This is a genomic window from Micromonospora sp. 4G55, from assembly GCF_016803375.1.
The window spans coordinates 1-14,052 of sequence record NZ_JAEVHN010000103.1; the positions used below are offsets into that span (position 1 = coordinate 1).

At 73.9% G+C, this 14,052-nt stretch carries 15 protein-coding genes; 6 read left to right on the top strand and 9 right to left on the bottom strand.

Features of this window, described 5'->3' with window-relative positions; translation table 11 throughout:
* Nucleotides 1–439 (bottom strand): hypothetical protein (locus JNW89_RS11725; protein ID WP_238448930.1); only part of this gene is annotated, 439 nt, incomplete at its 3' end.
* Nucleotides 440–1,361: 922 nt separating this feature from the next.
* Here JNW89_RS11725 and JNW89_RS11730 point away from each other — a divergent pair.
* Nucleotides 1,362–2,990, top strand: coding sequence for an alkaline phosphatase (locus JNW89_RS11730; protein WP_238448931.1), 1,629 nt, complete (start codon nucleotides 1,362–1,364; stop codon nucleotides 2,988–2,990).
* Between the two features lie 78 nt (nucleotides 2,991–3,068).
* Here JNW89_RS11730 and JNW89_RS11735 read toward each other — a convergent pair whose 3' ends face one another.
* The 3 genes from JNW89_RS11735 to JNW89_RS11745 all read right to left on the bottom strand — a co-directional run bounded on the left by JNW89_RS11735 (nucleotide 3,069) and on the right by JNW89_RS11745 (nucleotide 5,754).
* Nucleotides 3,069–3,758, bottom strand: a complete 690-nt coding sequence (locus tag JNW89_RS11735; RefSeq protein WP_238448932.1) for a hypothetical protein — start codon at nucleotides 3,756–3,758, stop codon at nucleotides 3,069–3,071.
* Between the two features lie 367 nt (nucleotides 3,759–4,125).
* The gene (locus JNW89_RS11740; RefSeq protein WP_238448944.1) at nucleotides 4,126–5,208 is read right to left on the bottom strand and encodes a DUF3626 domain-containing protein; all 1,083 of its coding nucleotides are present in this window, start codon (nucleotides 5,206–5,208) and stop codon (nucleotides 4,126–4,128) included.
* Nucleotides 5,209–5,289: 81 nt separating this feature from the next.
* Nucleotides 5,290–5,754, bottom strand: coding sequence for a VOC family protein (locus JNW89_RS11745; protein WP_238448933.1), 465 nt, complete (start codon nucleotides 5,752–5,754; stop codon nucleotides 5,290–5,292).
* Between the two features lie 187 nt (nucleotides 5,755–5,941).
* On the opposite strand from JNW89_RS11745, the gene JNW89_RS11750 reads away from it, so the two are divergent.
* Genes JNW89_RS11750 through tsaA form a run of 3 tightly spaced genes read left to right on the top strand, consistent with a single transcriptional unit; the run spans nucleotide 5,942 to nucleotide 8,156 of the window.
* Nucleotides 5,942–6,799 carry an MEDS domain-containing protein gene (locus tag JNW89_RS11750; RefSeq protein ID WP_238448934.1) on the top strand — a complete coding sequence of 286 codons (858 nt, stop codon included), beginning with the start codon at nucleotides 5,942–5,944 and terminating at the stop codon, nucleotides 6,797–6,799.
* On the top strand, nucleotides 6,796–7,746 hold the full coding sequence (locus tag JNW89_RS11755) for a sensor histidine kinase (RefSeq protein ID WP_238448935.1): 951 nt from the start codon (nucleotides 6,796–6,798) through the stop codon (nucleotides 7,744–7,746). The genes JNW89_RS11750 and JNW89_RS11755 overlap by 4 nt, the downstream gene beginning before the upstream one ends.
* Complete coding sequence (gene tsaA / locus JNW89_RS11760; protein ID WP_238448936.1) at nucleotides 7,743–8,156, top strand: tRNA (N6-threonylcarbamoyladenosine(37)-N6)-methyltransferase TrmO; 414 nt, start codon at nucleotides 7,743–7,745, stop codon at nucleotides 8,154–8,156. Before JNW89_RS11755 ends, tsaA begins: the two co-directional genes overlap by 4 nt.
* A 17-nt stretch (nucleotides 8,157–8,173) precedes the next feature.
* On the opposite strand, the gene JNW89_RS11765 is transcribed toward tsaA, so the two are convergent.
* Both JNW89_RS11765 and JNW89_RS11770 read right to left on the bottom strand, forming a co-directional pair.
* Complete coding sequence (locus tag JNW89_RS11765; RefSeq protein WP_238448937.1) at nucleotides 8,174–8,803, bottom strand: MBL fold metallo-hydrolase; 630 nt, start codon at nucleotides 8,801–8,803, stop codon at nucleotides 8,174–8,176.
* Nucleotides 8,800–9,888 (bottom strand): S-(hydroxymethyl)mycothiol dehydrogenase, encoded by a 1,089-nt coding sequence (locus JNW89_RS11770; RefSeq protein WP_238448938.1) that lies wholly within the window; start codon nucleotides 9,886–9,888, stop codon nucleotides 8,800–8,802. Before JNW89_RS11770 ends, JNW89_RS11765 begins: the two co-directional genes overlap by 4 nt.
* Before the next feature lie 142 nt (nucleotides 9,889–10,030).
* Between JNW89_RS11770 and JNW89_RS11775 the strand changes: the two genes are divergently transcribed.
* The gene (locus JNW89_RS11775) at nucleotides 10,031–10,450 is read left to right on the top strand and encodes a hypothetical protein (protein ID WP_238448939.1); all 420 of its coding nucleotides are present in this window, start codon (nucleotides 10,031–10,033) and stop codon (nucleotides 10,448–10,450) included.
* Nucleotides 10,451–10,463: 13 nt separating this feature from the next.
* On the opposite strand, the gene JNW89_RS11780 is transcribed toward JNW89_RS11775, so the two are convergent.
* From JNW89_RS11780 to JNW89_RS11790, 3 genes are all read right to left on the bottom strand, one after another.
* Nucleotides 10,464–11,771: a nitrate/nitrite transporter gene (locus tag JNW89_RS11780; protein WP_238448940.1), complete on the bottom strand. Its 1,308-nt coding sequence runs from the start codon at nucleotides 11,769–11,771 to the stop codon at nucleotides 10,464–10,466.
* Nucleotides 11,768–12,430 carry a GntR family transcriptional regulator gene (locus JNW89_RS11785; protein WP_238448941.1) on the bottom strand — a complete coding sequence of 221 codons (663 nt, stop codon included), beginning with the start codon at nucleotides 12,428–12,430 and terminating at the stop codon, nucleotides 11,768–11,770. The genes JNW89_RS11780 and JNW89_RS11785 overlap by 4 nt, the downstream gene beginning before the upstream one ends.
* A 91-nt stretch (nucleotides 12,431–12,521) precedes the next feature.
* Nucleotides 12,522–13,643 carry a CapA family protein gene (locus JNW89_RS11790; RefSeq protein ID WP_238448942.1) on the bottom strand — a complete coding sequence of 374 codons (1,122 nt, stop codon included), beginning with the start codon at nucleotides 13,641–13,643 and terminating at the stop codon, nucleotides 12,522–12,524.
* A gap of 100 nt (nucleotides 13,644–13,743) precedes the next feature.
* On the opposite strand from JNW89_RS11790, the gene JNW89_RS11795 reads away from it, so the two are divergent.
* Nucleotides 13,744–14,052, top strand: a 309-nt coding sequence (locus tag JNW89_RS11795) for a glycosyltransferase family 2 protein (RefSeq protein ID WP_238448943.1), incomplete at its 3' end; no start/stop codon positions are given.

Consider the following 14,052-nt stretch of genomic DNA (forward strand, 5'->3'; position numbering starts at 1 on the left):
CCATCGTCGAGTACTCGGGGTCGGTGATCTGCTCGACCGTGCCCCAACCCGAGGACGGACGCTGCTGGAACAGACCCTGCGAGTCGAAGTCGTTGCGCTCACCCAGGTGACCCAGGTTCTCCAGCTTCGACTCCTGCAGCGACGTGGCGATCGCGACCACGGCGGCCCGCTCGTCCATACCCGACTTCTTCGTCGCCGCGATGATCGCCTTCACATTCTTCGTCTGCTCATCGCCCACGTCGATGCGCGACTGCTTGCCCTGCACACCGTGCGGGATCAGCTTGCCCTTGCCGGGCTTGTCGGCCTGCACCACGGCAACCGACTTCGCCTCGGCCGCCGGGGCGGCGTGGGCCTCGGTCACGGGGCCGGCGAAGACGCCACCGGCGAAGGCCAGACCAGCAATGCCCAGAACGCTCTTACGCAGAATGGTGGTGTTCATCAGAGTGGCTCCATTCGGGGGTTGGCGCCCAGGCTCGATGGGGGTCGAGCGGGCGCAAAGCACCACGACGGCGCTCAAAAGATCAGGGGAAAGTCTTCACCCGGCAGGCTTCGCGAGCGGGGGGCTCACGGCGCCGGGTCCATGTGTAACGACCGGCGACCCACCATCATTCCGGGGCCCGGCATCCCGGGCCGGCCACGCGTTCGGGCCAGGCCAGCAGGGTGCTACTGCGATCGTCCAGGTGATGTAACGACCCCGGCCCGGCCACCATTCCACCGCAGGGGGTGCCCCCGAGCACCCGACTCCCGGAGCGATCCGCGCAAAACCGGATGTCCCGCGACCCCAATATCGGACGGGCGGGGCCGGCGTGGATCGGCACCGTATCGACGTGGGACACGGCGCGATGCGGACATCTGGCACCCCAGCGGGTCGGCCGGGATTCGCCGAGGCGCTGAACAAGCCGCGCCAGGTGATCCGGACAGACCGCCCAGCCGGAACGCGCGTCTCCTTCGGGCGCGTTTCTTGTCGCTGGGACGACAACAGATGCACCCGCAGCACGAGGCCGCACCGCCCCCAGATGATCGCCCAGGCACAAGGCGTCCCGACCACCGTCGCGACGTACGCCGCCCTGCGGGCGTGACCCGTGGCCACCGTCCGGGATCCGGGCGGAGGGCACAGGCGTCCTGATCGCATGAATCCGGGCGGCGCACCCCAGCGACCGACGAGCGGAACACCATGGCCCGTCTCCAGCGGATCTGTCCGTGCCAGCGGGCAAGCGGACGGGACTCGGCGGATTAGTCCACAAAGGATGCCGTTAACAAACTGATCGTCGGACGGGAAAGCGAAACACAATGGAAAGACTGGCGAACAGTCACCGCAGGGGGCAGCGGGAACACGGTGGGTACCGGTAGACACATAGACCATGACCAACACCCTCGACCGCCGTACCCTCCTGCGAATGGCCGGCGCATCCGCCGGCACGGCCGTCCTCGCCGGCGCCACCCTTGCCGGCGCCGGTGCCGCCCACGCCGCCGGTAGCGCCTTCCTGCACGGCGTCGCCTCGGGCGATCCGCTGCCGGACGGCATCCTGCTCTGGACCCGGATCACCCCGACCCCCGACGCGACCCCCGGCTCCGGGGTGGGCCCCGACGTGGAGGTGAGCTGGCAGGTCGCCACCGACCCCGACTTCGTCACGGTGGCCGCACAGGGCCAGCTGACGACCGGCCCCGCCCGTGACCACACGGTGAAGGTGGCGGTCTCCGGCCTGGCGCCGGCGACGACGTACTGGTACCGGTTCGGGTACGCCGGCGGATGGTCGCCGACGGCCCGGACCATGACCGCCCCGCCCACCGACGCGGCCATCGACCGGTTGCGGATGGGCGTGATGTCCTGCGCGAACTGGGAGGCCGGCTACTTCGCGGCGTACCGGCGGCTGGCCGACCGGGGCGACCTGAACCTGGTGGTGCACCTCGGCGACTACCTGTACGAGTACGGCACCGGCCAGTTCGACGCGGCGGGCACGGTGGTGCGCAAGGTCGAGCCGGCGCACGAGGTGCTGACCCTGGCGGACTACCGGATCCGGCACGGGCTCTACAAGTCCGACCCGGACCTGGTGGCGCTGCACGCCGCGCTGCCCTGGGTGATCACCTGGGACGACCACGAGGTGGCCAACGACGCCTGGTCGGGCGGGGCGGAGAACCACACCCCGTCCACGGAGGGCGCCTGGGCGGACCGGGTGGCCGCCGCGCGGCGCGCGTACCAGGAGTGGATGCCGGTACGGATGGGCGAGGACGGCGCGATCTACCGGCGGTTCCGGTACGGGCAGCTCGCCGAGCTGTCCATGCTGGACCTGCGGACGTACCGCTCGCAGCAGGCCTCGGGGACGGCGGTGGACGACCCGGGTCGCACCATCACCGGCGACGCCCAGATGAGCTGGCTCAAGGCCGGCCTCGCCGCGTCGACGGCGCGCTGGAAGCTGGTCGGCAACCCGGTGATGATGGCGCGGGTCGACGTCGGCTCGCTGCCGGCGTGGCTGCTCGGGCCGCTCGGCACGCTGCTCGGCATCCCGCAGAACGGCGCGGTGCTCAACGCCGACCAGTGGGACGGCTACAACGCCGACCGCAACGAGCTGGTCGACCACCTGCGGGCGACCGGGACCCGCGACGTCGTCTTCCTCACCGGTGACATCCACACCTCGTGGGCGAACGAGGTGACCACGAAGTCGACGGGGTTGTCCAACCCGGCCGCGGCCGAGTTCGTGGTGCCGTCGGTGACCAGCGACAACGTCAACGACTTCCTCAAGCTGCCGGCCGGCAATCCGCTGAGCGCCCTCGGCGCCGGGCTGATCCGGTCGACGAATCCGCACGTCAAGTGGACGGAGCTGGACGGGCACGGGTACGGCGTCCTGGAGGTGACGCCGCAGCACTGCCGGATGGACTGGTACCACCTGTCCGACCGGACCCGGGCCGGCAGCGCGAGCCGTTGGGTGGCCGGGTTCTCGGTGGGCGCGGGGTCGGCGAAGCTGCGCCGGGAGACCGCCCCGACGCTCTGAGCCGGGGGTACGCCCGCGAACGACGGCCGGCCGGCCCCCGTGACGGGGACCGGCCGGTCGTGCTGCTCGTTCAGGAGGTCACCAGAGCTGCTGGACGATGTCCGCAGCCTGCTCCTCCCACTGCGCGTACGCGTACGGGAAGGCCGAGATCTGGACGGTCTGCGCCGCGGTGGTCAGCGGCAGGTCCTCCCAGCCGTGCACGTTCTTCAGTGCCTCGAAGAACGCCCGCGACGAGTACTCGGGGTCGGTGATCTCCTCCGGCGTGCCCCAACCCGACGACGGGCGCTGCTGGAACAGCCCCTGCGAGTCGTGGTCGTTGTACGCGCCGAGGTGCCCCAGGTTGTAGAGCTTCGACTCCTGCAGCGAGGTGGCGACGCCGATCACCGCGCCGCGCTCCCCCACGCCGGTCTTCTTGGCCGTCTTGACGATGGCCTTGGCGTTGGCGAGCTGCTCGTCGTCCAGCGGGATGCGGGACTGCGCGCCCTCCACGCCGTGCGGGATGAGCTTGTCCTTGCCCGGCTTACCGGTCGGGACCTTGCCGGTCGCGCTGCCGGTGGTCAGGCCCGACTCGACCGTGGCGCCCTGCCGGCTCTTGCCGGTGGCGAGGTCGATGGCGGCCACGGCCCCGGCGTGCGGTCCGCTGGTGACGGGGGCGGCCACAGCGGCGGGTCCGAACGCCAGGCCACCGAGACAGGCGACGCCGGCGACCTTCAGTGCGGTGCGGTTCTTCGCGATGGCGGGGAGCCATCGAGTGAAGTCGGCCTTCACGATGGTTGCCCTTTCGTCGTGTCGACGCGCTCGCTCAGTGAGCGCACCTCGGGGGGAACTACCTGGCCCGCCGGGGTTTGCCTACCGGCGGTTCTGGGGACACAACCAGGTTGACCTGTCGGGCATTCCGGAAATGCCGGGGCCTGGGGGTGCTGCGGCGCGGGTCACCCCGAGAATCAGACGGCCGGGGCCGGACCGGACGCCAGGCGCGGTTGCGCCGAGCCGGACGCCACGCGCGAGCGCGCCGAACCCGACGTCATGCCGGCCGCCCCGAGAACCGGACGCCAGGCGCGAGCGCGCCGATACCAGACGCCCGCGCGGGCCTGCCGAACCCGACGCCAGGCGCGGCCGCGTCGAGAACCGGACGTCAGGCCCGCGGCCCGCCGAACCGGACGAGGACGTGCCAGAGCTGCTTGAGGTGCTGGAGGGTGTCGGCGGTCGGGCCCCGGTCCGCCCAGCGCTGCGGCTCACGGACCACCGAGGCCGCCGCCCGGCCGATCAGCGCGGCGTCGACCGGCGCTCCCGGCGTACCGAACTCGGCGTGCACCCGGGCGGCCAGCCCGGGGATGGCGGGCCCCCGGAAGTCCGGGTCGACGTCCTCGACGGGCAGCGCGAAGCCGGAGTGGAAGAGCAGCTCGATGCCGCACCGGTGGGCGATCCGGGCCAGCACGCGCCCGGTGTCCGTGTCCTGGAACGAGGGGTCCACGACCATGGCCTCGACGTCCCGGGCCAGTTCGATGCCGCCGTGGACCTGCGCCTCGACGTAGTCGTCCAGGGCGCGGCCGGCGGACCCGGGCGCCCACGCCAGCCGCTCCCGCCGGCGCAGCAGGGTCGCGACGAGGCGCGCGGTGTCCATGCCGGCGACGCCCAGGCTGACACCGGTGCCGGCGGTCGCCTCCAGCAGGGCGGCCAGCACCGGCTCGGCGACGTCGACCGTGCCGAAGTCCTTCGGCCCCAGGTGGCTGTCGCCGAAGCAGAAGGTGGCTCGGGCCAGCGCCTCGGGGCGCAGCCGCAGGTGGCAGGAGCCGAAGCGGGGGCAGGCGCCGTCGGGGTGGTCGAGCAGGTTCAACCCGCCGTAGACCGGTCGCTCGGCGGGGCGTACGCCGGGGGCCTGGTACGCACCGCCGAACATCGCCTCCTCCCAGCGATCCCGGTCCCCGCCCGGGTATGCGGTGAGCCCGCCGTTGGAGATGCCAGTGACGAACTGGCTGCGGTAGCTCCCCTCCTCGGCGAGCACCTCGGCCACGGTCCGACCGTCGGCGATCAGCCGGTCGGGGTGGAAGTTGACGGTCAGCCCGCCCCCGGCGGCGATCGCGGCGATCAGCTGCTCGGGGTGGTGGCCGGCGCCTGACCCGGCGAGGTGCCGGGCGATCGTGGCCAGCGCGGTCGAGCGATCCCGCAGCGCGACGGCGCGGACGTGGCGCAGCGCGGCGGACTGCGCAGAGGTCAGGACGACGGGGCGGGTGGGCGGCCGGCATGGGCAGCAGTATCGGCGGCGGCCCGCGACCCGTCGACCGGTTTCGGGGCGGCGTCAGCGCTCGCGATCGGTGCCGAAGCCGTCGAGGGCGGCGCGGTCGTCGAGGTCCCGCAGCTCTTCGAAGAGGGTGAGCTGCAACCCGGCCGGCGCGTCGAGGCGTGAGTTGAGCGAGTGCCAGGGTGTCACGGTGGGCGGGGCGATCTCGGTCGCGCCGGCGGCCACCAGCCGGGCGGTGGCGGCCGACGCGTCGTCCACCTCGAAGGCCACTCGGATCTTTGGAGCCACCTGCCGGCCCACCTCGACCTCGTCGATCATGCGCTTCTGGGCCGGGTTGGCGATCTCGAGGGTGGCCCGGCCGGCGTCGAGGATCACCACGCGGGCGTCGCCGGCACCGGAGAACGCGGCCTGCTCCGGCAGGCCCAGGGCGTCGCGGAAGAAGGCGACCGCGGCCTCGTAGTCCTCGGCCTCCACCACCAGGCGCAGCTGTCGTACGGTCGGCGTTCGGTCGTCGGTGCTCACCCGGTCGATCCTAGAGCCGCGGCTTTCCGATGGTCGGCAGGGCCAGCCGCGGTCTCATGGACGGTCCACCTGGGACGGACCGACAGGTTCGAGGGGGGCGGACCGGCGGCCACCGGGCGTCCGTCGGCGTTGGGCGGTGCCGGGGCGCGGGCTAGAGTGGGGGCGCGGCGACCGGAAGGCGATGAGGGTGACTGCAAGCGCGGTGGTCGACCAGCTGCACCTGGGTGACCACGTCTGCTGGGTGGACGACGACGAGACCGGCGGCCTGCACGCCGCCGGCCGCTTCGTCGCCAGCGGTCTCCGCCTCGGTCACAAGGTCGTCTGGTTCACCGACGGGGTCTCCCCGGCCGCCGTCCGCGCCCACCTCGACGGTGCGGGCGTGCCCACGGAGGCCGCGCTGGCCGGCGGCCAGCTGCGGATCGCGCCGGCGGTGGAGGGCTACGCCGCCGGGGGTCGGTTCACCCCGGACGAGATGATCGGCAACCTCACCACCGAGATCCTGCGGGCCCGTCGCGAGGACCGGGCGGGGGTACGCGTCGTCGGCGACATGGGGTGGGCGATCCGCCAGCGCATCTCCGTCGCCGACCTGGTCGGGTACGAGGCCGAGGTCAACCGGCTCTTCCTCGACGGCGAGGCCGCCGCGATGTGCCTGTACGACCGGCGGCTGTTCCCCGCCGAGTACCTGCAGCCGGCCACCGCCGCCCACCCGGCCACCGTGGGGCGCAACGCCGGCCGGGCCTGGTCGCCGATGCTGCGCGCGTACCGGACCCGGGACCCGCACGGACTGCGCCTGGTGGGCGAGGTCGATCAGAGCAACCGGGGGGCCTTCGCCGCCATGCTCGACCACGTCACCGGCCCGGGCACCAACCAGCGGACGGCGGTGCTCGACGTCTCCGAGCTGCGCTTCGCCGACGTCGGCGCCGCGAGCGCGCTGGCCCGCGCCCGCCGCAACGCCCCCTCGCAGGTACGCCTGGTCGGCTGCCGCCCGGCGTTGACCCGGCTGCTCGACCTGGTCGACGGCGCCGACTCGGGACCACCGGCGTGACGGCCGCGGCGGCGACCGGGCCGATACCGGGCCTGGTCCACGAGGGAGTGTTCTACCGGGACGCCGCGGAGTTGCTGGCGCTGACGGTGCCTTTCGTCCGGGACGGTCTGACCCAGCAGGAACCGGTGCTGGTGGCCGCCCCGGAGGACCGGCTGGCGCTGATCCGGGCCACCGTCGGCGCGGACGACGACCGGGTCCGGTACGTCGACCTGACCGTGCAGGGGCGCAACCCGGGGCGGATCATCCCGTGGGTTTTGCAGGCCTTCGTCGACCGGCACCCCGACCGCCGCGTACGGATCGTCGGCGAGCCGGTGTGGGCGGAGCGTACCGAGCTGGAACAGCCGGCCTGCGCGCAGCACGACGCCTTGATCAACGTGGCGTTCGCCGAGCGGGACGTCGCGATCCTCTGCCCGTACGACGTGTCGCGGCTCGCCCCCGCGGTGGTCGCGGACGCGTGCCGCACCCACCCGGTGCTGGTCGACGGGGCCGGCCGGCGGCCCAGTCCCACCTTCGCGCCGGAGCAGGTCGTCGCCGGGCACAACAAGCCGCTGCCGGTCCCCGGCGAACCGGTCGCCGTGCTGCGCTACGACCTCGACACGCTGGCCGACGTGCGCCGCTTCGTCACCGGGCACGCGCAGGCCGCCGACCTGCACCCGGACCGGGAGGCCGACCTGCAGATCGCGGTGACCGAAGTGGCCACCAACAGCATCGCCCACGCCGGTGGCGGCGGTGTGCTCCAGGTGTGGCGCACCGGTGAACACCTGGTGTGCGAGATCCACGACGGCGGTTGGCTGACCGATCCGCTCGCCGGCCGGCTGGCGCCCCGGCACGATGGCATCGGCGGGCGCGGCCTGGTCATCGTGCAGGCGCTCTGCGACCTGGTGTTGGTGCACACGACCCCGGCCGGCACCACCGTACGGCTGCACCTGCGCCTGGCGGGCGCGTGAGCGGGGCGTACGAGCTGCGGCCGGTCGGGCGGGTGGAGTCCCCGCTGACCGAGGCGGATCTCGCGCCGAAGCAGGGGGACGAGGGCGCGCCGGAGGCGTGGTTGGTCTTCTCCCCCGCCGTCGGCGCGGGCCTGCGCGACCTGCGGCCGGGCGCGGAGGTGCTGGTGCTGACCTGGCTGGACCGGGCCCGGCGGGACGTCCTCACGGTGCATCCGCGTGGCGACCGGAGCCGGCCGGAGACCGGGGTGTTCAACACCCGCTCCCCGCACCGGCCCAACCCGATCGGGCTGCACCGGGTGCGGGTGCTGGCGGTCGACGGCCTGCGGGTGCGGGTGGCCGACCTGGAGGCCCTGGACGGCACGCCGGTGCTGGACGTCAAACCGGTGCTGGCGGGGCCCGGGGAACGCTGAGCCGACCCCGGCGCCGGTCAGTGCCCCCGGGCCAGCCAGTCCGGAAGGTGCGGGGCCTCCGCGCCGATGGTGGTGTCGTCGCCGTGCCCGGTGTGCACCACGGTCTTTGGCGGCAGGGTGAGCAACCGGTCGCGGATCGACGCGACGATGGTGCCGAAGTCGCTGTACGAGCGGCCGGTGGCGCCGGGGCCGCCGGCGAACAGGGTGTCGCCGGTGAAGACCGCGCCAAGATCGGGGGCGTGGAAGCTGCACGCGCCGGGGCTGTGGCCGGGGGTGTGCAGGACCCGCAGGGTGGTGCCGGCGACCTCGATCCCCTGCCCGTCGGCGAGCGTCCCGTCGGGCGGCAGGTCGGGGTGGACCAGGTCCCACAGCACCCGGTCGGCGGGGTGCAGCAGCACCGGCGCTCCGGTGGCCTTCGCCAGCTCGGGAGCGACCCGTACGTGGTCGTCGTGGGCGTGGGTGGCCAGGACGGCGACGACCCGGCGACCGGCGACCGCGCGCCGGATGGCGTCCACGTCGTGCGGGGCGTCGATCACCACGCACTCGGTGTCGTCACCGACCACCCAGACGTTGTTGTCGACGTCGAAGGTCTGGCCGTCGAGGGAGAAGGTGCCGGAGGTGACGGCATGGTCGACGCGCGCGGTCACGGAAACACCACCACCGAGCGCAGCACGTCGCCGTGGTGCATCCGGCGGAACGCCTCCTCGACCTGGTCCAGGGCGATCTCCTCGGTGACGAAGGCGTCCAGGTCGAGGCGGCCCTGCAGGTAGAGCTCGGTGAGCAGGGGGAAGTCGCGGCTGGGCAGGCAGTCGCCGTACCAGCTGGACTTGAGGGCGCCGCCGCGGCCGAAGACGTCCAGCAGGGGCAGCTCGACGGTCATCTCCGGGGTGGGCACCCCGACCAGCACCACCGTGCCGGCCAGGTCGCGGGCGTAGAACGCCTGCTTCCAGGTCTCCGGGCGGCCGACCGCGTCGATCACCACGTCGGCGCCGAACCCGCCGGTGGCGGCGCGGATCGCCTCGACCGGGTCGTCCGCGGAGGCGTTGACGGTGTGGGTGGCACCGAACCTGCGCGCCCACTCGAGCTTCCGGGCGTCGGTGTCCACCGCGATGATCGTGGTCGCGCCGGCGAGGGCCGCGCCGGCCACCGCGGCGTCGCCGACCCCGCCGCAGCCGATCACGGCGACCGAGTCGCCCCGGGTGACCTGGCCGGTGTTCATCGCCGCGCCGAGCCCGGCCATCACTCCGCAGCCGAGCAGCCCCACGGCGGCTGGCCGGGCGGCGGGGTCGACCTTGGTGCACTGCCCGGCGTGGACCAGCGTCTTCTCGGCGAAGGCGCCGATGCCCAGCGCCGGGGCGAGCTCGGTGCCGTCGGTGAGGGTCATCTTCTGGGCGGCGTTGTGGGTGTTGAAGCAGTACCAGGGTCGCCCGCGCCGGCAGGCCCGGCACACGCCGCAGACCGCCCGCCAGTTGAGCACCACGAAGTCGCCCGGCGCGACGCCGGTGACCCCCTCCCCCACCTGCTCGACCACGCCGGCCGCCTCGTGACCGAGCAGGAACGGGTACTCGTCGGTGATCCCGCCCTCCCGGTAGTGCAGGTCGGTGTGGCAGACGCCGCAGGAGCGCACCTTCACCACCGCCTCGCCGGGCCCCGGGTCGGGCACCACGATGGTGGTGACCTCGACCGGCGCGCCCTTGCGCCGCGACACGACTCCCCGGACTTCCTGGCTCACGGTGTCCTCCCGGCTGCGCCCACGATCATGCCTCCCGCGAACCTACCGCCGCGCGGGCTCGGGGACACAGCCCCACCCGCCGGGTTATCGCGGCCGATGCGGGGTAGGCGGGGGCACGATTCTCCGCGGGACGGGAGTGCACATGAAGCTCACGCATGCGCCGTTGCGGCTCATCATCGGCGCGTTCTTCCTCAATTCCGGGCTCGGCAAGCGGACGCTGGAGGGTGAGGCCGCCGAACAGCTGCACGGGATGGCCGCCGGGGCGCTCCCCCAGCTGCGGCAGATCGACGCGGCCCGCTTCGCCCGGCTGCTGTCCGCCAGCGAGATCGCGCTGGGCGCCGCCCTGGTCACCCCGTTCGTGCCGTCCCTGCTGGGCGGGCTGGGGCTGACCGCGTTCGGGGCCGGGCTGGTGCAGCTCTACGTGCGTACGCCCGGCCTGCGCGAGCCGGGCAGCCTCCGACCCACCCAGGCGGGCGTCGCCCTCGCCAAGGACTCGTGGCTGGTCGGCGCCGGCCTCACCCTCGTCCTGGACTCGCTCACCCACCGCCGGTTGGTCCGCTGACCGCCGCGCGCGGTCAGCCGCCGGCCACGCTCCCGACGGGTACCGCCTCGGCGGCCCGTTCGGCGGCGTGCCGGCGGCGGGCGGCGTTGCGGTAGCGCAGCACCTGGACCGCGCCGAGCGCCCAGAGCAGGTACTGCACGGCGAAGGCCCAGCGGTAGGCGTCCAGCGTCGGGGTCGCCGGTCCGGCCGGGCCGGCCAGGTCCAGCACGACGCCGACCGCGAGGATCAGCACGATCGAGGCGACGAACCCGCCGACGTTGACGATGCCGGTGGCGCTGCCGATCCGGTGCACCGGGTTGAAGGTGCGCGCGTAGTCGAACCCGATCACCGAACCGGGGCCGTTCACCGCCAGGACCAGCACCAGGACCACCAGCAGCCAGTGCGGGGCGCGACCCGGCCAGGCCAGCACCACGGCCCAGACCGCGGCGGTCCCGGCGGTGATGGCGAAGACCAGGACCGAGCGGCGGAACGGGTGCCGCGCGCACAGGTGCGCGACGACCGGGCCGCTGAGCAGCGTCGCCACGGTCATCAGAGTGAGCAGGCCGGCCGCGGCGGTGGGTGACAGGCCCTGCCCCTGCACCAGGAACGGGTAGCCCCAGAGCAGTGCGAACACCGCCCCGGAGAACTGGGTGACGAAGTGGGTCCACAGGCCCAGCCGGGTGCCCGGCTGCGCCCAGGCGGCGGCGAGCTGTCGGCGTACGGCGGCGAAGTCGGGGGCGAGGGCGCCGGCGTGTTCCCGGTGCGGGGTGTCCCGGACGCCGGCGGCCACCATCAGCAGCACCGTCGCGCCGAGCGCGGCGGCGGTGAGGAAGGCCGGGGTCCAGCCGGCGTGGTGCAGCAGCGCCACCAGCGGCACCGCGCCGAGGATCGCCCCGAGCTGGCCGAGGGTGCCGGTGAGCTGCACCATCAGCGGGTTGCGCCGGCCGGGGAACCAGAACGCGACGATCCGCAGCACACTGATGAAGGTCATCGCGTCGCCGAGGCCGACCAGCACCCGGGCGGCCACGGCCAGGCGTACGTCGGTGGCGACGGCGAAGCAGAGCTGCCCGGCGACCATCAGCGCGCCGCCGACGAGCAGCAGCCGACGGGAGCCGTACCGGTCCAGCAGCACCCCGACCGGCACCTGCATGGCCGCGTACACGGCCAGCTGCGCGACCGAGAAGGTGGCCAGGGCGGCGGCGTTGATGTCGAACCGGTGCGCGGCGTCGACCCCGGTCACCCCGAGCGAGCTGCGGTGGAACACGGCCGCCACGTACGCGCAGAGCGCGACCGCCCAGACCAGCGCGGCGGACCGGCGCGGGATGACCGGGGCGACGGTCACCGCAGGGACCGGAAGACGGTGGCGGCGCTGTCGATGTGCGCCCCGACGGCGTCGAGCCAGGCGTGCGGGTCGTCGCCGTCGAGGGCGGCGAGCTGGCCGGCGTGCTCGGCGAGCGCCATCCGGGCCCAGCCGGGCGAGAGCCGGAAGCTGGCCTCCCCCATCCGCAGCTGGCGGTCGCGCAGCCGGTGGTACAGCTCGGCGAGGATCTCGTTGCCGGCCGCCTCCACCACGCTGGCGTGAAAGGCCCGGTCGGCCTCCATCAGCGCGCGCAGGTCACCGGCGGCGTGGGCCGCGCGCATCCGGTCGAGCCAGTCGGCGAGCACCGGCCGCAGGGCGTGCCGCTGCGGCCAGACCCGCTCGGCGGCGTGCAGCTCGACCAGTCGCCGGGCCTCGACGACGTCGGTGATCTCGCGGGCGGAGACCGGGCGGACCAGCGCGCCGCGCTTGGGGTAGAGCGCGACCAGGCCCTCGGCCTCGAGCCGGAGCAGCGCCTCGCGGACCGGGGTGCGGGAGACCCCGGCCGCCTCGGCGATCTCGCCCTCGCTGATCAGCGACCCGCCCGGATGTACCTGCTCCAGGATGGCCCGCTTGAGGTGCCGGTAGGCCCGTTCCGCGGCCGACGGCACGGCGGCGCGCGTCGGCGAGCTGGGATGCGTCATGTATCTATGATGCGTCCCTGGCCGGTGAGGTCGCTGTGGCGGGAGGTCGCGGGTGGGGCGCGCCACACCCGGCCGGCCGAGGCGGGCCCGATCAGGCGGTGCCGCCGCCGGCCGGGTCGAGCGCGATCAGGCCGTCGTCGCCGAGGCGGAACCGCGTCTGGTACGGCGCGCCGAGGCGATCGGCCAGCTCGGCGAGCCAGCGGGCCTCGTCGGGCGTCGCCAGCTCCAGCCGCATCCGGCGGACCCGCACCGGCACCAGACGCAGCCCGGCCAGGCCGTCGGTGTCGAACGTGGGCAGGTACAGCGTCCGCAGTTCCGGACGGAACGACTCCTGCCCGCTGATCCCCTCGTAGTCGTCGATCAGGTCACCGCAGCCGTACAGGATCAGCCCACCCCGGTACGCCTCGATCGGTCGCGGGTGGTGCGAGGAGTGGCCGTGCACCAGGTGCACCCCGGCCGCCACCAGCCGGCGGGCGAAGCTCACCTGCTCGGCCGGCACCTGGTAACCCCAGTTCGATCCCCAGTGCACGGAGACCACCACCAGGTCACCCGGCCCGGCCTCGTCGGCCACCCGCTCGGCGAGCGCGTCGGCGGACGCCTCGGTCGTCTCCGGCAGGTACGCCACCCCGGGCCGCCCCTCGGCCGCCGCCCACTGTGGCGGGACCCCGGCGGACGGGGCGCCCACCGACCAGAGCAGCAGCCGGCGGCCGCCCTCCAGGTCGATCCGGGCCGGCCGCCAGGCCTCCGCCGCGTCCCGGCCCGCGCCCGCCGGCGTGATGCCGACCCGGCGCAGCCCGTCGAGGGTGTCGGTGAGCCCGTCCGGGCCGAAGTCGAGTACGTGGTTGTTGGCCAGTGCGCAAACGTCGAGCCGGGCGGCGCTGAGGCAGGCCAGGTTGTCCGGGTGCATCCGATAGTGGATCTCCTTGCCGGCGGCGAACTCGCCCCGGCCGGTCACCGAGGTCTCCAGGTTGACGATCCGCACATCCGGTCGCAGGTCGTCGAGCAGCCGCAACGCCTCCCCCCACGGCCAGTCCGCCGGGACCGGGCGCGGGATGGGCCCGGACGCCCGCTCGGCCAGCTCCACGTACCCGCGGGCGTCGTCCACCATCGGCTCCCGCAGCTCGGGCGGTCCCGGGCGGGGCAGGATCTGATCCACGCCGCGACCGGTCATCACGTCGCCGCTGAGAAACAGGGTCACCTGGTCGCCGGGCATGACGCCAGCTTCCCCGTACCGGCGGTGTCGTACCCCGACCATGGTGGGAATTGCACCAACGATCCGCGTGAGTCACCCGGATCGGGGTACCAGGGCCGCCATGACGGCGGACGTGACGGTGGTGGTGGCCACCCGGAACCGGCGCGAGCAACTGCTCGACGTGCTGCGCCGGCACTCCGGGCCGGTAATCGTGGTGGACAACAACTCAGACGACGGCACCCCGGCGGCGGTGGCTGCGGCCTTCCCCGAGGTACGGGTGGTGCCGCTCGGCAGCAACCTGGGCGCCGGCGCCGCCCGCAACGCCGGGGTGGCGCTGGCCCGTACCCCGTTCGTGGCCTTCGCCGACGACGACTCCTACTGGGCGCCGGGCGCGCTGGACCGGGCGGCGGAGATCCTGCGGGCGCACCCG